The sequence below is a fragment of the Kitasatospora sp. NPDC101183 genome (assembly GCF_044767945.1).
In the GTDB taxonomy this organism is placed as follows: Bacteria; Actinomycetota; Actinomycetes; order Streptomycetales; family Streptomycetaceae; genus Kitasatospora.
Map to the genome: position 1 here is coordinate 30,389 of NZ_JBIWOW010000037.1, position 22,697 is coordinate 53,085.

Below are 22,697 nucleotides of genomic sequence, written 5' to 3' on the forward strand. Positions count from 1 at the left end.
CCCACACACCCACCACACCAGGGAGTCGCCCGTGTTCGCTCTCTCCCCCTCCCAGCAGATCGTCTGGCTGCACGAGCAGATGCTGCCGGGAAGCCGCGCCTACAACTTCACCGCCGTGCTCGACCTGCGCGGCGACCTCGACCGCCCGGCCCTGCACACCGCGCTCGGCGCCCTCCTCGCCCACCACCCCGGCCTGCGCCTGGAACTGGTCCACCGCGACGGCGGCCTTCCCGCCCAGCGCGTCGCCGGGACCGTCCAACCCCTGCTGCGCGAGAGCGACTTCACCGCCGAGGCCGACCCGGAAGCGGCCTTCCGGACCCTGCTCGCCGCCGAGGCCGAGGAGCCCCTCGACACCACCCGCGCCCCGCTGCTGCGCCACCACCTCGTCCGGCTCGGCGACGGCCACCACCGGCTGATCCACGTCGAGCACCACCTCGTCCACGACGGCCACTCCTTCGCCGTCCTGCTGCGCGACCTGTTCACCGTCTACCGCGCTCGGGTGCTCGGCGAGGACCACCGGCTGCCCGCCGCCCCCTCCTACGAGGACCACGCCCGCGCCGCCGCCGACACCCCCGTCGAGCGCGCACTAGCCTTCTGGGAGCGGGAGTTGGCCGACGCCCCGCGCGAGATCACCCTCCCCGGCCTGGCCCGTCCCGGCGCCGAACGCCGCCACCGCGGCGGCCAGCTGCGCCAGTCCATCGGCGCCGACCTGGCCCTGAGGCTGCGCGAGCAGTGCCGGGCGGGCGGCCACACCCCCTTCAGTACCCTGCTCGCCCTGTTCGCCGAACTGCTGCGCCGCCACGGCGGCCACCGCGAACTCGTCGTCGGCACCGCCGTCGGCAACCGCCCGCAGGGCTTCGAGGGCACCGTCGGGATGTTCGTCAACACCGTCCCGCTGCGCCTGCGGCTCGACGCGGACGCGCCCGGCACCGAGGCCGTGGACGAGGTCACCGACGTCCTGATGCGCGCCCTGCCGCACCAGGACCTGCCCGTCCAGGAGCTCACCCGGCGCCTCGGCCTGCACACCAGCGGCGCCGACAACCCGCTGTTCAACGTGATGTTCAGCGCCCACGACGCCTCCCTCCCCGACGTCCAGGCCCCCGGCCTGGAGGTCTCCCTGTACGAGGGCTTCAACACCGGCACCACCCGCTTCGACCTCGACCTCGTGCTCCTGCCCGACGACCGCCGGGTGGTCGGCGAGAAGCACGGCGCCGCCGGCATGACCCTGGTCTGGGACTACGACGCCGACCTCTTCGGCGAGACCGAGGCCGAACTGCTCGCCGCCCGGCTGCTGGACCTGCTGCGCGACCACCTCGACCGGCCCGAGGAGCCGCTCGCCGTCCTCGCCCCGACGCCCGCCGCCGCCCCGGCCGAGCCCGCGCCGGCGCTCCCGGCCGCCCTCGACCCGGCCGCCGCCCACGACCCGACGGCGCTCGCCCTGCTGGCCGGCGCCGAGCGGATCAGCTACGGCGAACTCGACCGTCGCGTCGGCGAGTTGGCCGAGCGCCTGCGCGCCGCCGGGGTCACCGCCGGCCAGCCCGTCGCCGCCGTGCTGCCGCGCGGAGCGGACAGCGTCACGGCGCTGCTCGCCTGCCTGCGCCTGGGCGCCGTCTACGCGCCGCTGTCCACCGAGGACCCGGCCGCCCGGCTCGGCCTGCTGCTGGAGCGCCTCGCCCCGGCGCTCGTCCTCGCCACCCGCACCAGCGCCCTCGCCCTGCCCGCCGAGGGCGTCACCCCGGCCCTGCTCGACGGGCCCGCCTTTCCGAAGGCCGGGCCCGCCGCCGCCCTCGACGGCGCCGCCTACCTGATCCACACCTCCGGCTCCACCGGCGTCCCCAAGCCCGTCCAGGTCTCCCGGGCGGCCCTGGCCGGCTACATCGGCGCGATCGCCGAGCGGTACGAACTCGCGCCCTCGGACCGGGTGCTGCTCTTCGCCCGGCCGTCCTTCGACGTGGCCCTGGAGGAGGCGCTGCCCGCCCTCGCCGTCGGCGCCGCCCTCGTCCTGCCGCAGCGCGAGGTCCCGACCGGGCCCGAACTGGTCGCCGTGCTCGCCGCGCGCGGCGTCACCGTCGCCAACCTGCCCACCAGCTACCTGCTCGCCGTCCGCGAGGACCTGCGCGAGGCGCTCGCCGACGGCCGCTGGGCCCCCAGGCTCCTCGTCCTCGGCGGCGAACGCCTCCCCGCCACGGCCCTGACCGGCCTGACCGGGCACACCACCGTCCTCAACGCCTACGGCGTCACCGAGGCGACCGTCACCTCCACCGTCCACCGGATCGCCGAGGAGGACCTGGCGGACGGCACGGAGATCCCGCTCGGCACCGAGATCGCCGGCGCCCGCGTCCACGTCCTCGACGACACCCTCCGCCCGCTGCCCGACGGCTGCGTCGGCGAACTCGCCATCGGCGGCGAGCTGCTGGCCGACGGCTACCCCGGCCTGCCCGGGCCCACCGCCGCCCGCTTCGTCACCGCCCCGGCCCTCGCCGGTGCCCGCGTCTACCGCACCGGCGACCGCGCCCACCGCGGCCTGGACGGACGGCTGCGCTTCCTCGGCCGCTCCGACCACCAGGTCAAGCTGCGCGGCCACCGCATCGAACTGGAGGAGATCGAGGCCGCCGCCTCCGCCGAACTCGGCGGCCGCTCCTGCGCGGTGGTCCTGCACACCGACCCGCAGACCGGGCCCCGCCTCGTCGGCTTCCTGGAGGGCGCCGAACAGCCCGACCAGGCCGCCCTGCACCAGGCCCTCGGCCGGCGCCTGCCCGGTGGGCTCGTCCCCGCGAGCTGGACGGCCCTGCCCGCCATGCCCAGCCTGCCCGGCGGCAAGCCCGACCGCGCCGCCCTGGCCCGGATCGCCGCCGAGGCCCCGCAGGCCGTCGAGGAGACCGAGCCGAGCGAGTTCACCGACCCCGGCGAGCAGCTCGTCGCCGCCGCCTGGCGCGAGGTCCTCGGCCACGACCGCTTCACCGCCGACTCCCACTTCTTCGAGGTCGGCGGCCACTCCCTGCTCGCCGCCCAGCTCGCCGCCTGGCTGGAGCCGCGCCTGGGCAGCCGCCCGCCGCTGCGCACCCTCTTCCGCCACGCCGTCCTCGCCGACCAGGCCCGCGCGCTGACGGGCGGTGCGGCATGACCGCCCCGTCCGCCGTCCTCGAAGAGGGCCACCGCGAGATCGTCGAGGCGTTCGAGACCTTCGTCCGCCGCGAACTCGCCCCGCTCGCGGCCGAGTTGCCCGAGGCCGAGGATCACGTCCCCTACGACCTGCGGGCCTACGTCCGCAAGCGCTCCGCCGCCCTCGGCTTCTACGCCGGGGACTACCCCGAGGAGCTCGGCGGCTCCGACATGCCCTTCACCGCCGTCGTGCTGCTGCACCACGCCGCCGGGCGCAGCGGCTGCGTCCTCGCCCCGTACGCCCTGGCCGGCTCCGACGGGCCCAGCCCGCTGCTGCGCAGCGGCACCCCCGAGCAGGTCGAGCGCCATCTCGTCCCGCTGGTGCGCGGCGAGCAGACCCGCTGCCTGGCCCTGACCGAGCCGCAGGCCGGATCCGACGCCTTCCACCTCACCACCACCGCCGTGCGCACCGGCGACCGGTGGGTGATCAACGGCCGCAAGACCTTCGTCAGCAACGCCGAACACGCGGGCCTGGCCCTGGTCGTGGCCGCCACCGACCTCGGCGACGGCGCCGGGCCGGGCGCCGGGGCCACCGCCTTCGTCCTGCCCATGGACCAGCCCGGTCTGCGCATCGGCCAGCGCTACGAGGGCATGTCCGGCGAGCCGCTGTTCGAACTGCTGCTGGACGACGTGCGCGTCGGCCCCGAGGCCGTCATCGGCGGGGAGGAGGCCGTCGGCGCCGCCACCGCCCTGGCCATCGACAGCCTCTCGCGCGGGCGCCTGGTCGTCGCCGCGATGTGCAACGGCATCGCCGAGCACGCGCTGCGTCTGGGCGTCGAGTACGCCCGCGAGCGGCGCGCCTTCGGCCGGGTGATCGGCGACTACCAGCACGTCCAGGAGCACCTCGTCACCACCCGCGCCGAGGTGGAGGCCTCCAAGCTGCTCACCCTCGCCTGCGCGAGGCTCGTCGACGAGGGCACCGAAGCCCCGGAGAACGCCGCCCTCGCCAAGCTCACCGCCTCCGAGACGGCCCTGCGCGCCGTGGACCGCTCGCTCCAGGTGCACGGCGCCACCGGCTGGGTGCGCGGCCACCCGCTGGAGTTCCTGTACCGCTACGTCCGGATGACCACGATCATCGAGGGGACCTCCGAGGTCCAGAAGGTGATCATCGCCCGTTCCATGGGCCTCAACTGACGATCCGTCACACGATGACACGGGAGATTCCGATGGACCCCCTGAGCAGCATCGGGTACGGCCGTCCGCACCAGGACGGCGCCGTGCTCGACCTCTTCACCACCTGGGCGCACCGCACCCCCGACGCCCCCGCCCTGATCGACGGCGGGCGCACCCACACCTACGCCGAACTCGACCGCCTCGCCGACACCGTGGCCGACGCCCTGCGCGGGCGGGTCGGCCCCGGCGGCCTCGTCGGCGTCTGCCTCGGCCACGGCGCCGCGCTGGCCGCCGTCACCCTGGCCGTCGCCAAGCTGGGCGCCGTCCACCTGCCGCTCGGCCCCCGGCCCGGCGAGCGCAGGCTCCAGGCCGTCGCCGAACAGCTGCGCCCCGTCTGCCTGGTGGGCGAGCCCGCCGTGCTGCCGCAGGCGGGGGAGCGGCTCGCGCTCGACCTGCCCGGCACCGTCGAGGCCACCCTCACCCCCGGCGCCCAGGTGAGCGTCCCGCGCGGCACCCACTACGCCGTCCTCACCTCCGGCTCCACCGGCACCCCCAAGGCCGTCGCCGTCACCGAACCGGCCCTCGGCGCCCTCCTCCAGTGGTACCGGGAGCTGACCGGCCTCGGCCCCGGCGAGCGGCACAGCCTGCTCATCGGCGTCGCCTTCGACCCGCACGTCATGGAGCTGTGGGCCGGCCTCACCTCCGGCGCCGCGCTGGTCGTCGCCCCCGAGGCCGTCCGCTGGGACTCCGGCGCCCTCGCCGACTGGTGGCGCGAGGCCGGGATCACCGTCACCGTCCTGCCCACCCCGCTCGGCGAGCCCGTCCTGAACCGGCCCTGGCCCGCCGGGCTGGCGCTGCGCCACCTCACCGTCGGCGGCGACCGGCTGCGCCGCGCGCCGGGGCCGGACGTCACCGCCACCGTGCACAACGCGTACGGCCCCGCCGAGGCCACCGTCACCACCACCGTGCACACCATGGCCCCCGGCGGCGGCCACGGCGAGGGCGCCCCGCCCATCGGCCTGCCGATCCCCGGCGCGGTGGTGCTCGTCACCGACGAGGACGGCCGGCCCGTGCCCCGCGGCGTCGCCGGTGAACTGCGCATCGGCGGCACCGGCCTGGCCGCCGGGTACCTCGACCCCGAGCTGACCGCCCGCCGCTTCGTCTCCGCGCCGGAGGGTGTGGACGGGACCGACCGGGTCTACCGCAGCGGCGACCGGGCGGTGATGCGCCCCGACGGCGTGCTGGAGTTCCACGGCCGCCTCGACGACCAGGTCAAGGTCAGCGGCGTACGGATCGAACCCGCCGAGGTCGAGGCCGCCTTCGAGCGCGACGAGCGGGTGCGCCGCGCCGTCGTCGCCGCCGAACCCGCCCCCACCGGGGGCGTACGGCTGCTCGCTTTCGTGCAGCCCGCCGTCGGGGCTGTCGATCCCGGTGAGCTGCTGGAGACCGTGCGGCCCTGGCTGCCCGAGCAGGCCGTGCCCTCGGCCGTCCGGCTCGTCGGGCGGTACCCGCTGGACGCCAACGGCAAGGTCGACCGGGCCGCGCTGCTCGCCGACGCCCGCGTCCCGGCCCCCGCCGCCGAGGGCGACACCCCGGTCGAGCGGACGGTGCTCAAGCTCTGCCGCGAGCTGATCGGCCGCGCCGACCTCGGGCCCGAGGACAACTTCCTCGCGTCGGGCGGCAATTCGCTCGCCGCCGCCCGGCTCCTGGAGGCGCTGGAGAGCGAGTACGGCCTGCGGCTGCGGGCCTCGCTCCTGCTGCGCCAGCCGGACCTGCGCGCCGTCGCGCGGCTGGTCGAGGAGCGGCTAGCGCCCGCCACCGCCTGACGCCCGACGTCTTCGATCTCGGCGCCCCGGCCCGCGCGGCCGGGGCGCCCGGAAGGGAACCACCATGAGCGCCCTGCCCGCGCCCGCAGCGTTGGACACCGCAATGACGATCACCCAGCTGGTCGCCCGGCACGCCGAGCGGCACCCGGACGTCCTCGCCGTCCTCGACGGCACCACCGCCGTCACCTACCGCGAACTCCACGAGACCGCGGGCAGGCTGGCCGCCGTCCTGGCCGCCCGGGGCGTCGGCCCCGGCAGCGCCGTCGGCCTGCTGTGCGCCCGCGCCGCCCGCCTGGCCGTCGCCGAACTCGCGATCTGGCGCGCCGGCGGCCACGTCGTCCCGCTCGACCCGGCCTACCCGCGCCCGCGCCTGGCCGAGACGATCGAGGACGCCGGCGCGCACCTCGTCCTCGGCGACAAGGCCCTGCTCGCCGAGACCGGCCTGCCCGCCGAGCGCACCCTCGTCCTCGGCGAGCACGACGCCGACTCCGCCCGGGGCGCCGCCCCCGACGCCGCCCGCCCCGACGGGACGGCGCTGGTCTACTACACCTCCGGCTCCACCGGGCGCCCCAAGGGCGTCCTCGTCCCGCACAGCGCCGTCACCGACCTCGTCACCGCCCCGGACGCCCTCGCCCTCGGCCCCCGCGACCGGGTTCTGTGCCACTCCGCGCTCGGCTTCGACGCCACCACCTTCGAACTGTGGGCCCCGCTCGCCCACGGCGCCGCCGTCGCCGTCTCCTCCGCCGACCGGCCCACCGCCGAGGACCTGGTGCGCGACGTCGAACGGTACGGCGTCACCACCCTCTTCCTCACCACCGCGCTCTTCCACCACCTCGCCGCCCGGCAGTCCCGGATCTTCGGCGTGCTGCGCACCCTCGCCGTCGGCGGCGAGGCCCTCTCGCCCGAGTACGCCGGCGCCGTCCTGCGGGCCTTCCCCTGGCTGGAACTGCACAACGTCTACGGCCCCACCGAGGCCACCACCTTCACCACCCTGCACCGCATCACTCCCGCCGACTGCGCCGGCGGCGCACCCGTCCCCATCGGCCGGCCCTTCGGCGGCGCCCGCACCCTCGTCCTCGACGAGCGGCAGCGGCCGGTGGCCCCCGGCGAGAGCGGCGAACTGTGGATCGCCGGGGCCCGCGTCGCCCAGGGCTACCTCAACCGGCCCGAGCTCACCGCCGAGCGCTTCCGCGAGCTGCCCGGCGCCGGACGCGCCTACCGCAGCGGCGACGTGGTGCGCCAACGGGCCGACGGAGCCCTGGAGTTCCACGGCCGCACCGACGACCAGGTGAAGGTGCGCGGCTTCCGCATCGAGCCCGGCGAGGTCGAACAGGCGCTGCTGCGCCACCCCGAGGTCGCCGAGGCGGCCGTGGTCGTGCGCCGCCCCGGCGCGCCCGACGCCGCGCTCACCGCCTGCCTCGTCCTCGCCGGGGGCCACCGGCCCTCCGTCGAGACGCTGCGCGAGCGCCTCGCCGCGCAGCTGCCCGCCCACCTGGTGCCCACCTCCTGGACGGTCCTGGACGCGCTGCCGCTCAACGGCAGCGGCAAGGTCGACCGCAAGGCGCTCGCCGCCGAGCCCGTCGAGCCCGCAGGGCCCGGGGCGGCGGCCGAACTCACCCCCATCCAGCAGGTCGTCGCCGAGGCCTGGTCCCGCGCCCTCGGCCGTCCGATCGCCGACCCGGCCGCCGACTTCCTCACCGAGGGCGGCCACTCGCTGCTCGCCATGTGGATCGTCGACGACCTGCGCGAGGACCTCGGCGCCGAGCTGTCCCTCGCCGACTTCCTCGGCCACCCCACCGTCGCCGCCCAGGCCGACCTGCTCGAACAGGCCCTGCGCGCCGCCCACGACACCGATCGGTCCGCAGCGGAGGGCGCCCGATGAGCCTCACCGAGAGCTTCGCCGACCAGAGCGACCTGCTGCGCCGCGCCCGCAGCCGCCCCGTGAGCCCGCCCCCGCCCAGCCCCGCCGACGGCCCCGCGCCGCTCTCCCACGCCCAGCAGCGCATGTGGCTCATGGACCGCCTCGGCCAGGGCGGCGCCCTCTACACCGTCCCGCTCGCCACCCGGCTGCGCGGCCCCCTCGACACCGCCGCCCTCGCCGCCGCGCTCACCGCCCTCACCGAACGGCACGCCGCGCTGCGCACCCGCTACCCGCACCGGGGCGAACAGCCCTACCAGCAGGTGGACGAGGCCGCCCCGGTGCCGCTGCCGATCGAGGAGGCCGGGGCCGACGCCACGGCCCGCCTCGCGGAGGAGGCCGCCAGGCCCTTCGACCTCACCACCGGGCCCGTCCTGCGCGCCCTGCTGCTGAGGCACCAACCCCAGGACCACACCCTCCTTCTGACGATCCATCACATCGCCGTGGACGGAGGCTCCCTGTCCGTCCTCACCGAGGACCTCGCCGCCCTCTACGCCGCCGCCCGCGACGGATCGGCGCCCGAACTGCCGCCGCCCGCACCGCCGTACACCGTGTACGCCCGCGAGGAGCGCGCCCGCGACGCCGAACTCACCGACGCCGCCGACACCCGCGCCCGCCACCTGGCCGGCGCCCGCCCCCTGCCCCTGCTGCGGCCCGTCCCGGCCGGGGCCCGCGAGCGCCGCGCCGCCCTGCACACCGCCCCGCTCGCCCCCACCGTCGTCGAGGGCCTTCGCCGCCTCGGCGCCCGGCACGGCGCCACCCTCTACGCCGTCGTGCTCGCCGCCGCCTTCGCCGCCCTGCGCACCGCCACCGGCGAGGACGACCTCACCCTGGCCTGCGCCAGCGGCCACCGCGCCCGGCCCGCCCTGCGCCGCACCGTCGGCCTGGCCGTCAACACCCTCGCCGTGCGCGCCGACCTGGCCGGGAATCCCGCCTTCACCGAGGTCCTCGACCGGGCCCGGGCCGCCCTGCTGGACGCCCAGCAGCACCACGACGTGCCCTTCGACCTCGTCGTCGAGCGCCTCGGCGCCGCCGCCCGGGGCGCCGACGGCACCCCGCTGCTGTCGGTCAGCTGCGACCTCGTCCAGGCCCCCGCCCCGCTCACCCTGCCCGGGCTCGACGCCGAGAGCGTCGAACTCGACCTCGGACTCGCCAAGTTCGGCCTCGCCCTGCTCCTGGAGGACGGGCCCGCGCCGCGCTGCCTGCTCCAGCACGACCGCGACGCGCTGGACGCGTCCACGGCCGTCCGCCTCCTCGACGGCTTCGCCGCCCTCCTCGCCGCCGTGGCCGAGGACGCCGACCGCCCCCTGTCCGAGCTGCCCGGCGAACGGCTCACCGCCGCCCGGCACCCGGTCGTCGAGGCCCTGACGGCCGACCCGAGGGTGGCCGACGCCGCCGTGGTCGACACCGGGGACGGCCCGCCCCACGCCTACGCCGTCGTGCGCGGCCCCGTCGCACCCAGCGGCGCCGACCTGCGCAACGCGCTGCGTCCCCTCCTCGGGCCGGGCCGACTCCCGTACGCCGTCACGCTGATGGACCGCCTGCCGCGCCACCCCGACGGGGGCCTCGACCAGGCCCGCCTGCCCGGGGCCCGCCCGGCGGCCACGGGCCCGCTCGACGCCGTCCGGACGGCCTTCGCCGCCCTGCTCGGCGCCGTGCCGCCCGCCGACGCCGACTTCTTCGCCCTCGGCGGGCACTCCCTCGTCGCCGTCCAGCTCGCCGAACGGCTGCGCACCGCCCTCGGCCTCCCGCTGACCGGCCTCGACATCCTCGAACAGCGCACCCCGCGCGCCCTCGCCGCCCTGCTCGCCGCCCGCGCCGAGGAGCGGCGCACCGCGCGGCCGCGCACGGCCGCCGTGGCGCGCAGGACCGGGACGGTGCTGGTCACCGGCGCCACCGGAGGGGTCGGCGCGGCCGTCCTCCAGGAGCTGCTGGCCCAGGGGCGGCCCGTCCGGGCGCTGGTGCGGCCCGAGTCCGCGCACCTGCCCGCGCTGCACGGCGCCGAAATCGCCGAGGGCGACCTCGCCGACCCGGACAGCCTGCGCCGCGCCGTCGAGGGCGCCGACGCCGTGATCCACGCCGCCTGCACCTTCACCGACCACGACACCGACCGCGCCGCGACGGCCGCCTTGCTCGACGGCTGGCGCGGCCGGGGCCCGTTCGTCTTCGTCAGCAGCATCGACGCGTACGGGCGCCCGGAGGGCATCGAGGTGGGTGAGGGCGGGCCGGGCGGCGGTGCCGTGAGCCCGTACGGGCAGGCCAAACTCGACTGCGAGCGGCTGCTGTTCGAGGCCGGCGGGCGCGGGCCGGTCACCGCCGTGCGCACGCCCATCGTCTGGGGCCCGCACCACCGCCTGCGCGACCAGCTGCGCTGGGGCTCGACCGGCGCGCTCTACCAGGCCGCGCTCGCGGGCGAGCCGATCACCGTGCCCGAGCCGCCCGCCGGCGCTGCCTGGGTGCACGCGGCCGCCCTGGCCCGGGTGCTGACGGCCTGCGCCACGGACGGGCACCCCTCGGCCGGGCGGGTCGTCAACGCCGTCGGCGGGCACGTCGGCTGGCCGGAGTTCGCCGCCGAACTCGTCCGGCTGCTCGGCTCCGCCGGCACCGTCGGGACCGGCCCCGAGGCCGACCCGGAGCTGCGGCGGCCCTGGCGCTACCGGGCGGACGTGCTCGCCGACCTGCTGCGTCCCGAGCCGGGGGAGGACTGGCGCACCGTCCTGGCCGCCATGGTGGGCTGACCCCCCGACCCCCGACCCCCGGCCGCCCGGCTGCCTGGGCGGTCGGGTGCGGGTGCGGGTGTGCCTCACCCGATCGTGACCACCCGCGCCCAGGCGGGCGGCGCCTGCGGCCGGTAGTCCGGGTCGAACGTCCGCACCCGGGGCGGCCGGGGGAACAGCCCGACCACCGTCCGGCAGGGCGGAGCGGAGGAGGGCCACGGCGTCTGCCCGTCCGTCAGCGCCACCACCACGTCCGGCGCCGGACGGGCCCGCAGCGCCGCCGCGAAGCCCTCCCGCAGGTCCGTGCCGCCGCCCCCGATCAGCGCGAGCCCCTCCTGGCGGCACAGCTGCTGGACGGACTGCGCCGCCGCGTCGCAGGAGACCACCGACACCTGGTCCCGGCGCCCGCCCACCGCCTTGCCGATCGCCGCGACCTCCAGCAGGGCGCTGCCCAGCTCCTCGTCCGAGACCGAGCCGGAGGTGTCCACCACCACCGCCACCCGGGGCGGACGGCGCCGCAGGCTCGGCAGCACCACCCCGGGCAGGCTCGTCGCGCGGCGGGCCGGGCGCCCGTAGCTGTAGTCGTCCCCGGCCCCGCCCGCCGCCAGCGCCGAGCGCAGCGCCGCGCCCAGCAGCTCCCGCCAGGCCTGCGGCGGGTGCAGCGCCTGCTCCGCCCAGCGCCGCCAGCCCAGCGGCGCCTCGCCCGGGCGGCCCCGGATGCCCTCGGCGACGCGGAAGCGCACCGCGTCCCGCTCCTGCGGGCTCAGCCCGCGCGCGCCGTCCGGGCCCAGCTCCCAGGGGCGCGGCAGCCCGTCCGCGCCGCTGCCGCAGTCCAGCCAGATCAGCAAGGGGTCGTTGACGTCGAAGCGGAAGTCCCGGAGGTAGTCCTCCATCAGCTTGCCCGTGGGCAGTTCGAGCAGGGAGGGCAGGACGATCCCCTTCGGCGCCTTCAGGCCGTCGCCGTACACGTCGTCGTTGATCTCGCAGTCCGCGGCGATGTTCAGCCGCAGCCGCCAGCCCGGGCCGTCCTCGCCCAGGTGCTTCGCCAGGCGGTCGCCGCGGCCGTGGTGGTCGCGCAGCAGGTGCGACACCTCGTGCACCCAGGCTCCGGCCAGCTCCTCGACCGGGGTCCGGGCGACGAAGGCGGGGGAGGCGTAGCAGCGCCAGTGCGGGTCGACGGCCATCGTCGGGACCCTGCGGGACTCCACCACGTGCAGCGCGAACAGGGCCGTCGCCAGGTACGGGCGGACGCGGGCGGCGTGCAGCCGGGCCGCGTACAGCTTCTCGGTGTCCAGCCCGGTGGCGCCGGCCGTCGGCGCGGCCGTGGTCATCGGCGGGCCTTCGCCGCGGCGTCGGCGCGGCGGGCGACGGCCCGCGTGGAGGCCAGGTGCTCGATCGACTCCGGCACCTCCCAGTCCTCCCGGCGCAGCGAGGCCAGCGTCGCGGCCGGGACGACCAGCAGGTCCGGCGCGCCCGTGCGCAGCGCCCGCACCAGCAGCTCCCAGGCCGCGTCCCAGCGCGCCCGCTCCGGGCGGTTACGCACCGCCGCCACCACCGCGTCCAGCACCGTCTGCCGCAGGTCCCCGCGTTCGGGCAGCACGGCGGAGGACGGGTCGGCGAGCAGGTCCTCCGGGTCCGGCAGGTCCATCCGGTCCAGGTACGCCATCAGCTCCAGCCCCGGGCCGTCCCCGACCGTGCCGCGCACCAGCAGCGACAGCACCTCCCGGCCGGAGCCGGCCGCCGTGGCGAAGGCCGTCAGCCGCAGCGTCATGTCCCAGCTGCGCGGCGAGGGCCAGGCCCCGCCGCGCCGGGTCTCGGTGCTCGGAAGCCGGTGCACCAGCTCCGGGCGGGCCGCCAGCAGCCCGCACACCGCCCGCCGGGCCAGCGCCACCGCCGGCTCCAGCGCCTCCGGGTCCAGCCGGGGCAGCGTCGCCACCGGCCAGACGCCGCCGAGGCCCCGCACCACCACCTCGGGGTCGTGCGCCCACTGGAGGTGGACGAACCGGTTGGCCAGCGGCGGGCTCAGCTCCCACCCGTCGGCCGCCGAGGCGCGCGGGTTGGCGGCGGCCACGATCCGTACGCCCGGCGGCAGTTGGAGCGCGCCGATGCGCCGCTCCAGGACGAGTCGCAGCAGCGCGGCCTGCACGGCGGGCGGGGCCGTGGACAGCTCGTCCAGGAACAGCAGGCCGCGCCCGGCCCGGACGAGGCGCACCGCCCAGTCCGGCGGCGCCAGCGGGACGCCCTGCTGCGCCGGGTCGTCGCCGATGATCGGCAGGCCCGCGAAGTCGGAGGGCTCGTGGACGCTCGCGATCACCGTGGTCAGCGGCAACTCCAGGGCCGCGGCGAGCTGGTGGAGCGCGGCGGTCTTGCCGATGCCGGGCTCGCCCCAGAGCAGGACGGGAAGGTCGGCGGCGACGGCCAGGGTCAGCGCCTCCAGCTGGTCGTCGGGGCGCGGTTCGGTGGTGGTGTCGCCGAGGAGGCCGAGCAGCCGGGCGGCGACGTCGAGGCGGGCGGCGGGAGGAGCGGAAACGGGCATGGGGCATCACCTGAGGAAGTCGTGGAGCGGACAAGGGAGTTGAGGTCAGTGCGCGACGGCCTGGCGCGGTGGCCGCCGGGTGATCGGGCCGTGCGGCCCGGGCGCGATCAGGCCGCTGCGGTAGAGCCCGTACGTGACGCGCCGCCGCGCGAGCGCGTCCAGGTCCTCCCGCAGCGGGCCCTCGGGCAGCCGCGCCCGGGCGCCGAGCAGGGCCTCGACCTCCGCGAGCGCCCCGGCGTGGTCGCCGTGGCACAGCCGCTCGCGGATGCCGGGGAGCCCGGCGGGGCGGCGGTGCGCCAGGTCGACGGCCCGCAGGCAGGGCAGCGGACGGCCGGACATCTCCGACAGCAGCCGCTCGCGCCGCAGTTGGGCCGGATCGTGGTCGAGCGGGGTCAGCATCCCGTCCACGACGGCGATCCGGTGCACGGCCCCCCGGCACTCCACGAGCCGCTGAGCGGACGGGAGTTGGGGTGCGGTCAGGCCGGTCAGGGACTGTCCGGGCGCCAACGCGGCCGCCACCAGCGGGTGCAGGCCCTCGGGGGCGAGCACGCCGTGGCGCAGCAGGTCCACGTCCGGAGGCACCCAGGTCGCGGCGTCCGGCAGCAGCGGCAGCGCCTGGAGGGCGCCGACGGCCTCGACCGGCCGCGCGGTGCCGTCCGGATCGAGGAGCAGCCGCCGCCGCCCGCCGAGCCGCACCACCACCGGCCCGGCGGGCAGGCCGTCGGCGCGCAGCAGCAGGGCGGCCTCGGCGGCCCAACGGTCCACGGCCGGGCCCGCGTTGGCGGTGTCGCCCTCCGGCCCCGGCTCGGCGCGCCCGGCCCGCACCGCCAGTTCCCCGCTGCGCCCGGCGTCCCACAGGTGCCGGTGCAGGTCGAGGCGGAAGCGGCGGCTCGGCTGCGGATGCGGATGCCGTCGCGACGGCCCGCCGGGCGGCGAGCCGTCCCAGAAGGCCAGGCCGATCCGCTGGCCGAACTCCGCCCAGGCCGGGGGAGTGCGGACGACCAGCGCGAGCGGCCGCTCGCCCGGGTACCGGGCCAGCGGCACGGTCAGGCCCGCCCGCAGCAGCCCGTCCGGGGCCGTTCTGGGCAGGTGCCAGCGCAGCAGGTCCGGCGCCAGGCGGCGCAGGTCGGCCCGTACACGGTCGGCGAGGTCCCGGCCGTGGGCGCGTTCGACGTCACGGAGCCGGAACTCCACGTCGACGCGGGCGGCGGAACAGGCCCCGGCCCAGTCGCCGAGGAGGCGGCGGGCGGTGGCGGTCTCGATCATCTCCGGCGGTACGGCGTAGTCGCGCACCCGGCGCCAGAGGGAGAGGTGGGAGGTGTGCCCGTCCAGGGAGGGAGCGCTCATCAGCACTCACCTTGGGTGGACGGGACCTCCGATCTGTGGAGGATGTAAGTCGTCATCGCCGGGGAGCATAACCACAACCGGGCCCCCTCCGCCAGGAGGTTGCGGCCCTGGAGGCCCGCTGGAGACGCGGTCGAAGCCGCTGGCCGGTGCGGCGGCGGGCGTGCTGTGGTGGTCGGCGGAGCGGCCGCGTCCGGAGCGTGGAGGCGTGGCCGCTGCCGCTCAGGAGGCCTGCCGTGCAGGCCAGTCGACCGCAGGCCCGCGCCCGGCGCGGGCCGCGAGGACCGAAGGACCGCCCATGACCTGGAACCAGAGCGCGACCCCGGGGTCGCACCGCACAGCACCGCCGCCTGCTCCGTCAGCCCTCTCGACCGGCCCCGCCGCTGCTCCCGGACATCGGCTGGCGGGGCCGGTGCTGGTGGGGTCGACGATCGCGATGGGGTTGATGGCGGGGCTGTTCTTCGCGTTCGACGTGTCGGTGATGCCGGGGCTGGCGGCGGGGGACGACCGGACGTACGTGACGGCGATGCAGCACATCAACAGGTCGATCGAGAACGGGGTGTTCGGCCTGGTCTTCGTCGGGGCGTTCGTCGCCACCGGCGTGGCGGCCTGGCTCCAGCGCAAGGCCGGGCACAGGCGCGTGGCACTGTGGGCGGGCGCGGCGACGGCGCTGTACGTGCTGGCGCTGGTCGTGACGATGGGCGTCAACGTCCCGCTGAACAACGACCTCGCGGCGGCCGGCGACCCGGCGGGCATCCACGACCTCGCCGCCGTCCGCGAGAAGTTCGCCGGGACCTGGGTCGCCACCAACATGCTGCGCACGGCCCTGTGCACGGCCGGTCTGGGCGCCCTCGCCCGGGCGCTGGTCCTGCACGGCTGCGCCACCCGCTGACGCGGAGGACGCGGCGACGGGCCCTCGGCTCCGCGCCGAGGGCCCAACTCCACGATCGGATGGCCGATTTCACCCCCTCGGCGCCGTCAACCCTCGCCCTGCGGGGCCGTCGGGCGCACACTGACCGTACCCGGACATGTCCGGAAGGACGGGAAGCTCCGGGAAGCACCGGAGACCGGAGAGCACCGGCACCGGGAAAGCGCCAGGAAGCACAGACCACAGGGGGTGGCCATGGCCGTACGACCCGGCAGGCGCAAGGGAGTCCACAGGTTCCGCACCGCGATCGGCGCACTCGTCGTCGCCCTGACGGCGGGCGCCGCCGTCGCCCTGCCCGCCGCACCGGCGGACGCGGCGGGCTCGGGCGCCAAGGTCGTCTACCTCACCTTCGACGACGGCCCGAGCACCGCCTACACGCCCAAGGTCCTGAACGTGCTGGCCCGTTACGGCGTGCACGCGACCTTCTTCGAGATCGGCGAGAACGTCTCCGCCCACCCCTCCGTGACCAGCCAGGTCGCCCGGCAGGGCCACAGCGTGCAGAACCACTCCTGGTCCCACCCGGACCTGCGGCGGCTCTCCGCCTCCTCCGTCAACTCCCAGGTGACGAAGACCGATCGGGCCATCCGCGCCCAGACCGGCCGCACCCCCTCCTGCCTGCGCCCGCCCTACGGCGGCGTCAACGCGTCCGTCCGCTCGCGGGCGGCCGCGCTCGGCAAGCAGGTGGTGCTCTGGTCGGTGGACCCGCAGGACTGGGCCCGCCCGGGCGCCGGGGCGATCGAGAGCCGGGTGCTGCGCAACGTCCGCCCGGGCTCGGTGATCCTCATGCACGACGGCGGCGGCGACCGCAGCCAGACCGTGGCCGCGCTGCCGACGATCATCTCCACCCTCAAGGCGCGCGGCTACTCCTTCGGGGTGCTGTGCCGCTGAATCCGCTTGTCAGGCACGCCCGTTCAGCACCAGCGCCCACACCAGGCAGGCCAGGGCGCCGGTACTGAGCAGGGTGCGCAGCAGGGTGAAGCGCACCCACCGCGCCTCGAACCGCTCCCGCACACGCGCCGGGTCGGCGATCCCCTCCGGATCTCCGGCCCGGGCGAGTTCGTCGTTCAGCGGGATGTTGACGGCTCGGGTCACGCCGATCACGGCCGCGTACAGGACGAAGGCGGCGGTGGTCGGCCCGAGCGCCCGGTGGCCGTCGGAGGGCAGGTGCAGGGCCACGGCCGCGGCGGTGGTCAGCAGCGCGCCGACGAAGCCGAGGAAGAACCAGCCGTTCAGGATCGCCACGTTGATCCGCTGCATGACCTCGACGAACGTCCGGTCCCCGGCCCCGGCCAGGGCGGGCATCACCGAGCAGGAGTAGGCGTAGAACAGTCCGGCGGACAGGCCGCAGGTGACGGTGGCCGCCACCAGGGCGAGCGTGCGTGCCAGTTCCATGATCGGGGCCCCTCGGGTGGTCGCGCGAATCGGTTCGCGGTCGATCATCGGGCATGGGCGCGCGCCCGGCCAGCCCCGCCGCTCAAGAGTCTCTCAAATGACTGGGCGTCAACTGATGTCCTGCCGTCCAGATTTGCCCGCCGTTACACTGGCCCGTGTGGACACGCTGACCGGACTCCTCGACGGCCCCAAGGCCCGCGGCGCCTTCCTGCTGCGCTCGGTCCTGAGCCCGCCGTGGGCGCTGCGCATCGAGGACGGGGCGCCGCTCGCGGTGGTCACACCGGTGCGCGGCGACGCGTGGATCCTCCCCGAGCGGGGCGAACCGCTGCTGCTGCGGCCCGGGGACGTGGCGATCGTGCGCGGCCCCGAGCCGTACACCGTCGCCGACGACCCGGCCACCCCGGCGGGCGTGGTCATCGGCCCCGGCCAGATCTGCACCCGCGACGGCGAGGACGTCTCGGCCTCGCTCTCCCTCGGCGTGCGCACCTGGGGGGACGGCAGCGAGGCGGACGAGCACTCCTCCGTCCTCCTGTCCGGCACCTATCAGGCCGAGCACGAGATCGGCCAGCGCCTGCTCGGCTGCCTGCCCACCCTGCTCGTCCGCCCGGCCGGCACCGGCGCGGACGACACCCTGGTACGGCTGCTCGCTGCCGAACTCGGGCGCGACGAACCGGCGCAGGAACTCGTCCTCGACCGCATCCTGGACCTGCTCGTCGTCTCCGTGCTCCGCTCCTGGCTCGCCGCGCCCGGCTCCGGCGCCCCCGCCTGGTACCGCGCCCAGCACGATCCGGTGGTCGGCCCCGTCCTGCGGCTGATGCACGACGACCCGGCCACCGCCTGGACGGTCGCCGACCTGGCGGCGCGCGTCGGCGTCTCCCGGGCAGGCCTGGCCCGCCGCTTCACCGCCCTGGTGGGCGAGCCGCCGATGGCCTACCTCGCGGGCTGGCGGCTCGCCGTGGCCGCCGACCTGCTGCGCGAGCCGGACTGCACCGTCGCCGCCGCGGCCCGCCGGGTCGGGTACAGCAACGCGTTCGCGCTCTCCGCCGCGTTCAAGCGGGTGCGCGGCGTCAGCCCGCAGGAGCACCGCCGCGCGGCCGCCTCCGGGCAGGGCCCGGCGCGGCCGGCGGCGGGCGTTCCGGGGGCGGCCCGGACGGTGGTCCTGGCGGGCTGAGCTACGCCCCGTACCGGTCGAACAGCGCCTGGAGGTAGGCCTCCAGGCGGCCGGTCAGTACGGCCGGGGTCAGGTCCTCGCGGCCGAGTTCGCGCCAGGGGACGGCGACCTTCTCGGCGTCCGGGGCGAAGGCCAGCGCGTCCAGCAGCCGCCAGTAGAGGTGCCCACCGGGCTCGGCGTCGAGCCGTCCGCCGGCCTCCTCGTACCGGTCGGCCAGGGCCATCCCGGCCTCCGCGCCGTGCAGCAGCGCCAGGGCGGTGGAGCAGTGGGCGACGTCGAGGTCCGCCGGGCCCCAGGAGGTCTCGACCCAGTCGACGACCCCGCCGATCGCGGTCCCGTCGCCGCTGCCGGTGCCGTCGCCGCTGCCGTTTCCGCTGCCGGTGAACAGCACGTTGCCCGGGTGGAAGTCGCGGTGCAGGAAGCAGGCGCGGTGCGCGGGGGGTTCGCGGTCGATGGCGGCGACGGCCCGCTTCCACAGCTCGGGCCGGCCGGTCCGCCCGGGCACCGCGACGCGGTCGGGCGCCGTCCACGCCTGCCAGGCGCGGGGCCGCTGACCGTCCGGGGGAGAGACGGCGTGCACGGCGGCCAACTGCCGTGCCAGCAGGGTGGTTCGCCGGCCGACCTCGTCGTCCTCGGCCAGCCGGACGGTGCCCGGCAGCAGCGACATCAGAAGGGAGGGGTGGTCGCAGTGCTCGGCCGTCGCGTCCACGCCGTGCACCGCGGCGGCCGGTACGGGCCCGGGGGCGAGCAGGCGCAGCACCTCCGCCTCGCGGTTCAGCAGGCCCTCGGCGTGGCGGAGGTAGAACGGCTTGACGAAGGAGCGCAGCACGAGGGTTCGGCTCCCGCCGCCGTCGGCTCCGTCGCTCTCGATGTCCAGGCGGCGCATCACGGACGTCCACCCGCCCTGCAAGGCCCGTACGCCCGCGATCCGTTCGCCGGGGGCGAGCAGGCCCTCCACCCAGCGGCGCGTGGCGGCCCACTCCGGCACGGTCTGCCCGTGGTTGTCGATCATGCCCGTCAGCCTACGCCCCAACTGGCCGTCGCCCCATGCTATTCCGATGGTCGTCGACATTTGACAGAACCCGGGGCGCGGAGTTGGGTGGAGCGGGTCCGATCGCCATCAGCGGTTCGCCGCAGGGGAGTTGCGCCATGCCCAGGAGCGTCGTCTTCGACACCGTCGGAGGGCCGGAGGTCCTCACCGTCCGCCCTGTCCCGCTCCCGGAGCCCGGCCCGGGCGAGCTGCGCGTGCGCGTCGCGGCGATCGGCCTCAACCGGGCGGAGGCGCTGTTCCGCTCCGGCCTCTACCTGGAACAGCCGAAGCTGCCCTCCACCCTCGGCTACGAGGCCTCCGGCACCGTCGAGGCGCTCGGCGAGGGCGTCACCGGCTTCGCGGTCGGCGACGCCGTCGACGTGATCCCCGCCTTCTCCCAGACCGACTACGGGACGTACGGCACCCACGTGGTCGTCCCCGCGAGCGCCACCGTCCACCACCCCGCCGGGCTCACCCCCGCCCAGGGCGCCGCCATCTGGATGCCGTACCTCACCGCGTACGGCGCCCTCGCCGAGGACGGGCACCTGCGCGCGGGCGACCACGTCCTGATCACCGCCGCCGCTTCCGGCGTCGGCCTCGCCGCCATCCGCACCGCCCGCCGCCTCGGTGCCATCCCGATCGCCACCACCCGCACCGCCGCCAAGCAGCGCCACCTCCTCGACGCCGGCGCCGCCCACGTCGTCGTCACCGGCGAGGAGGACCTCGTCTCCTCCGTCCTCGACGCCACCGGCGGCCGGGGCGTGCGCACCGCCTTCGACCCCGTCGCCGGCCCCGGCGTCCTCACCCTCGCCCGCGTCATCACCCCCGGCGGCCGCCTCATCGTCTACGGCCGCCTCGACCCCGCCGACACCCCGCTCCCCGGCCAGGACACCTTCGTCTCCGTCCTCAGCCGCTTCTACAGCATGCACGAGGTCACCCACGACCCCGCCCGCCTCCGCCGCGCCCACGCCTTCGTCACCGCCGGCCTCGCGGACGGCAGCTTCACCCCGGCCATCGACCGCGTCTTCGAAGGCCTCGACGCGGTCGTGGACGCCCACCGGCACCTGGAGTCGGGCGCCCAGATCGGCAAGATCGTCCTCACCGTCATCGACTGACCCGCCTCTCACGGGCCCGGCCCCGGGGTGGGGCCGGGCCGATGCCACCTGCCGTCCCGGTTTCGCCTTGCGTTACGTGGTCACAGCTGACCTGGTGCTGTCGGGGGCGGTTCGGTGGCATCCGGTCGGCGTCGGCCGACCGGATGCCACCCCTGTCTCCTCCGGCAGCCCGGCGGTGCTCCGGGCTCGCCCCTACGCCTGGGGCGCGGGCACCCGGGGCGCCGGGCCCGCCGCCGTCGCGGCCGCCCGTGCCGGGCGGGTGGTGAGGGCCGCCGTGGCGCAGGCGGCGAGGGCCCAGGCGGTGGCGGAGAGGGGGAACCAGTGGGTGCCCAGAAGAGCGATGGCCGCCGAGCCGGCCGCGCCGCCGGCGGCGGTGCCGAGGTAGAGGGCGCTGCTGTTGAGGGAGATGAGCAGGGGCGCGTTGGCCGGGTCGAGGGAGGCGAGGCGGTGGGGCAGGGCGATGGAGACGGCCCAGCCGGCGAGCGGCACCACCACCGCGTACACCAGCGCCCCGGGCATGCTGCGGCCCAGCCAGGGCAGGGCGGTGAACGCGGCGGCGGCGACGGCCGAGCCCACGATCAGGACGGGCCGCACCCCGGCCCGGTCGACGAGGCGCCCGCCGAGCCAGCTGCCCGCGACGGAGGCGAGGCCGGTGGTGAGCATGACGAGGCTGAGGCGTCCGGCGTCGCCGCCGGTGGCCCCGTGGACGGCGGTGGCGAGGTAGATGTAGACGCTCTGGAAGGCGAGGAAGAACACCAGCGTGGTGAGCCCGGCCCCCAGCACCCGGCGGTCCTTGAGCGGCGCGAGGCGCTCGCGCAGGGTGGGCGGGGCGCCGACGGGGGTGGGCAGGTCGCGCAGGAGGGCGGCGAGGCCGGCCCAGGCGATCAGGCCCAGCGCCGTGACCAGCCACATCGTCATCCGCCAGTCGCCGCGCCCGACCCAGGTGCCCAGCGGCACGCCGAGGGCGGTGGCGACGGTCATGCCGCCGAGGACGGTGGCGAGGGCGCGCCCGCGCCGTTCGGGGGCGACGAGGGTGGTGGCGACGGCGTTGGCGTTGGGTGTGTAGAGCGCGGCGCCGGCGGCGGCCAGGACGCGGGTGGCGAGCAGCAGCCCGAAGGTGGGGGCGAGCGCGCTCAGCGCGTTGGCGAGGGTGAAGACGGCGAGGGCGCTGAGCAGCAGGCGCCGCCGGGGGAGGCGGGCGGTGAGCGCGGCCAGGGGCGGGGCGAGGAGGGCGTAGGCGAGGGCGAAGACCGTCACCAGCTGGCCGGCGGAGGTGACGCTCACCCCGAGGTCGGCCGCGATGGGGGAGAGGATTCCGGCCACGACCATGGAGTCGGTGCCGACGGCGAAGGTGCCGAGGGCGAGCAGGAGCAGGCGTACGGGCACGGGACGGTCCCCCGGTGATTGTTGGACGCTTGGGCAACAGTTTGATGCTCGCCAAACAATCGGGGATTGGTGGATGATTGTCAAACGATGCCGCCCGGCCCCGCCCGCCGACCCGAGGACCTGCCGCCATGAGCCCGACCACCGCCACCGAGGACGAGCGCCTCCCCCAGCCCGTCGCCGGGGAGATCGACCTGGTCACCGTCCTCCACGCGCTCGGCGACCCGGTCCGGATGCGGCTGCTGCTCAGCTATGCGGACGGCGCCGAGCACTCCTGTGACCCCCGCAGCCTCGGCCTGGACCACCTGCACAAGTCGACCGTCTCCCACCACATGCGCGTCCTGCGCGAGGCCGGCGTCACCACCACCCGCGTCGCCGGCCGCAACCGCTTCGTCAGCCTGCGCCGCGCCGACCTCGACACCCGCTTCCCCGGGCTCCTCGACGCGCTGCTCACCTCCGCACCCGCCCCGGCCTGACGGACGGCCCTTGCCGCCCGGCGGCCGTCCGTGATCGGATGGCGCGCAGCATCGCGTGCCGGTGGCGGATCGCGTCAGGCATGGAGGTGCGGAACCGAAGGAGCAGCCCCCCGTGGCCTCCCGGAACGACGGCGAGCGCGTCCTCGCCCTGAGCCTCCAGCTCACCCGAACCCACCGCGAACTGCGCCGCCGCGTGGACGACCTGATCAACGGCATCAAGGCCGCCGACGGCGCGGCACCCCGCGTCGACGAGGAACTGCGCGCCCACTGCCTCGCCTTCTGCGGCGCCCTGACCACCCACCACCGCGGCGAGGACGACGGCCTGTTCGCCGAACTCCTGCGCGAGCGGCCCGACTTGGCCGGGACGATCGCCAACCTCGTCCAGGACCACACACTGATCGAGGGCATCCTGACCCGCGTCGTCGAACTCGCGGAACGCACCGACCTGGACGAGGTCGGACGCGAACTCGACGGCCTGGCGGCCATCATGGAGTCCCACTTCCGCTACGAGGAGCGCACCCTCGCCGCCGCCCTGGACGCGGGGGTGCCCGACACCGGCTGGTCGGGCCCGATGCTCAGCCCCTGA

At 76.6% G+C, this 22,697-nt stretch carries 17 protein-coding genes; 11 read left to right on the forward strand and 6 right to left on the reverse strand.

The annotated features are described in order from the left end of the window. Positions 1 to 31 precede the first annotated feature (31 nt). The 5 genes from ACIRRS_RS34745 (at position 32) to ACIRRS_RS34765 (ending at position 10,757) form a co-directional block, all read left to right on the forward strand. The gene (locus ACIRRS_RS34745) at positions 32 to 3,124 is read left to right on the forward strand and encodes an amino acid adenylation domain-containing protein (protein WP_402979784.1); all 3,093 of its coding nucleotides are present in this window, start codon (positions 32 to 34) and stop codon (positions 3,122 to 3,124) included. Beyond that, positions 3,121 to 4,296, forward strand: coding sequence for an acyl-CoA dehydrogenase family protein (locus ACIRRS_RS34750; protein WP_402979787.1), 1,176 nt, complete (start codon positions 3,121 to 3,123; stop codon positions 4,294 to 4,296). Before ACIRRS_RS34745 ends, ACIRRS_RS34750 begins: the two co-directional genes overlap by 4 nt. Before the next feature lie 32 nt (positions 4,297 to 4,328). Beyond that, entirely contained in the window at positions 4,329 to 6,101 is a 1,773-nt protein-coding gene (locus ACIRRS_RS34755) for an amino acid adenylation domain-containing protein (RefSeq protein WP_402979789.1), read from the forward strand. A gap of 64 nt (positions 6,102 to 6,165) precedes the next feature. Continuing rightward, positions 6,166 to 7,983 (forward strand): amino acid adenylation domain-containing protein, encoded by a 1,818-nt coding sequence (locus ACIRRS_RS34760; protein ID WP_402979792.1) that lies wholly within the window; start codon positions 6,166 to 6,168, stop codon positions 7,981 to 7,983. After that, the gene (locus ACIRRS_RS34765) at positions 7,980 to 10,757 is read left to right on the forward strand and encodes a condensation domain-containing protein (RefSeq protein WP_402979795.1); all 2,778 of its coding nucleotides are present in this window, start codon (positions 7,980 to 7,982) and stop codon (positions 10,755 to 10,757) included. Before ACIRRS_RS34760 ends, ACIRRS_RS34765 begins: the two co-directional genes overlap by 4 nt. Before the next feature lie 65 nt (positions 10,758 to 10,822). Here ACIRRS_RS34765 and ACIRRS_RS34770 read toward each other — a convergent pair whose 3' ends face one another. From ACIRRS_RS34770 to ACIRRS_RS34780, 3 genes are read right to left on the reverse strand one after another with little or no spacing between them, the layout of a single operon-like run. After that, the gene (locus ACIRRS_RS34770; protein ID WP_402979798.1) at positions 10,823 to 12,067 is read right to left on the reverse strand and encodes a VWA-like domain-containing protein; all 1,245 of its coding nucleotides are present in this window, start codon (positions 12,065 to 12,067) and stop codon (positions 10,823 to 10,825) included. After that, a complete protein-coding gene (locus ACIRRS_RS34775) occupies positions 12,064 to 13,272 on the reverse strand; it encodes an AAA family ATPase (RefSeq protein ID WP_402979801.1) in 1,209 nt (402 codons plus the stop codon). The genes ACIRRS_RS34770 and ACIRRS_RS34775 overlap by 4 nt, the downstream gene beginning before the upstream one ends. 45 nt (positions 13,273 to 13,317) lie before the next feature. Continuing rightward, a complete protein-coding gene (locus ACIRRS_RS34780; RefSeq protein ID WP_402979804.1) occupies positions 13,318 to 14,619 on the reverse strand; it encodes a hypothetical protein in 1,302 nt (433 codons plus the stop codon). Positions 14,620 to 14,914: 295 nt separating this feature from the next. On the opposite strand from ACIRRS_RS34780, the gene ACIRRS_RS34785 reads away from it, so the two are divergent. Together ACIRRS_RS34785 and ACIRRS_RS34790 are read left to right on the forward strand one after the other, a co-directional pair. Continuing rightward, positions 14,915 to 15,508 (forward strand): DUF1772 domain-containing protein, encoded by a 594-nt coding sequence (locus tag ACIRRS_RS34785; protein ID WP_402979807.1) that lies wholly within the window; start codon positions 14,915 to 14,917, stop codon positions 15,506 to 15,508. A 231-nt stretch (positions 15,509 to 15,739) separates the two neighbouring features. Further along, complete coding sequence (locus ACIRRS_RS34790; RefSeq protein WP_402979810.1) at positions 15,740 to 16,432, forward strand: polysaccharide deacetylase family protein; 693 nt, start codon at positions 15,740 to 15,742, stop codon at positions 16,430 to 16,432. Between the two features lie 9 nt (positions 16,433 to 16,441). Here the strand turns inward: ACIRRS_RS34790 and ACIRRS_RS34795 are convergent, their stop codons facing one another. Further along, a complete protein-coding gene (locus ACIRRS_RS34795; protein WP_402979812.1) occupies positions 16,442 to 16,936 on the reverse strand; it encodes a DUF1772 domain-containing protein in 495 nt (164 codons plus the stop codon). 157 nt (positions 16,937 to 17,093) lie between these two features. On the opposite strand from ACIRRS_RS34795, the gene ACIRRS_RS34800 reads away from it, so the two are divergent. Beyond that, a complete protein-coding gene (locus tag ACIRRS_RS34800) occupies positions 17,094 to 18,107 on the forward strand; it encodes an AraC family transcriptional regulator (protein WP_402979813.1) in 1,014 nt (337 codons plus the stop codon). Position 18,108: 1 nt separating this feature from the next. Here ACIRRS_RS34800 and ACIRRS_RS34805 read toward each other — a convergent pair whose 3' ends face one another. Continuing rightward, positions 18,109 to 19,119, reverse strand: coding sequence for a phosphotransferase family protein (locus tag ACIRRS_RS34805; protein ID WP_402979815.1), 1,011 nt, complete (start codon positions 19,117 to 19,119; stop codon positions 18,109 to 18,111). A gap of 137 nt (positions 19,120 to 19,256) precedes the next feature. Between ACIRRS_RS34805 and ACIRRS_RS34810 the strand changes: the two genes are divergently transcribed. Beyond that, a complete protein-coding gene (locus ACIRRS_RS34810; protein ID WP_402979818.1) occupies positions 19,257 to 20,252 on the forward strand; it encodes a zinc-dependent alcohol dehydrogenase family protein in 996 nt (331 codons plus the stop codon). 192 nt (positions 20,253 to 20,444) lie between these two features. Here the strand turns inward: ACIRRS_RS34810 and ACIRRS_RS34815 are convergent, their stop codons facing one another. Beyond that, the gene (locus ACIRRS_RS34815; RefSeq protein ID WP_402979821.1) at positions 20,445 to 21,638 is read right to left on the reverse strand and encodes an MFS transporter; all 1,194 of its coding nucleotides are present in this window, start codon (positions 21,636 to 21,638) and stop codon (positions 20,445 to 20,447) included. 128 nt (positions 21,639 to 21,766) lie between these two features. Between ACIRRS_RS34815 and ACIRRS_RS34820 the strand changes: the two genes are divergently transcribed. Both ACIRRS_RS34820 and ACIRRS_RS34825 read left to right on the forward strand, forming a co-directional pair. Continuing rightward, positions 21,767 to 22,111, forward strand: coding sequence for an ArsR/SmtB family transcription factor (locus ACIRRS_RS34820; RefSeq protein ID WP_402979823.1), 345 nt, complete (start codon positions 21,767 to 21,769; stop codon positions 22,109 to 22,111). 112 nt (positions 22,112 to 22,223) lie between these two features. Then, the gene (locus ACIRRS_RS34825) at positions 22,224 to 22,697 is read left to right on the forward strand and encodes a hemerythrin domain-containing protein (protein ID WP_402979826.1); all 474 of its coding nucleotides are present in this window, start codon (positions 22,224 to 22,226) and stop codon (positions 22,695 to 22,697) included.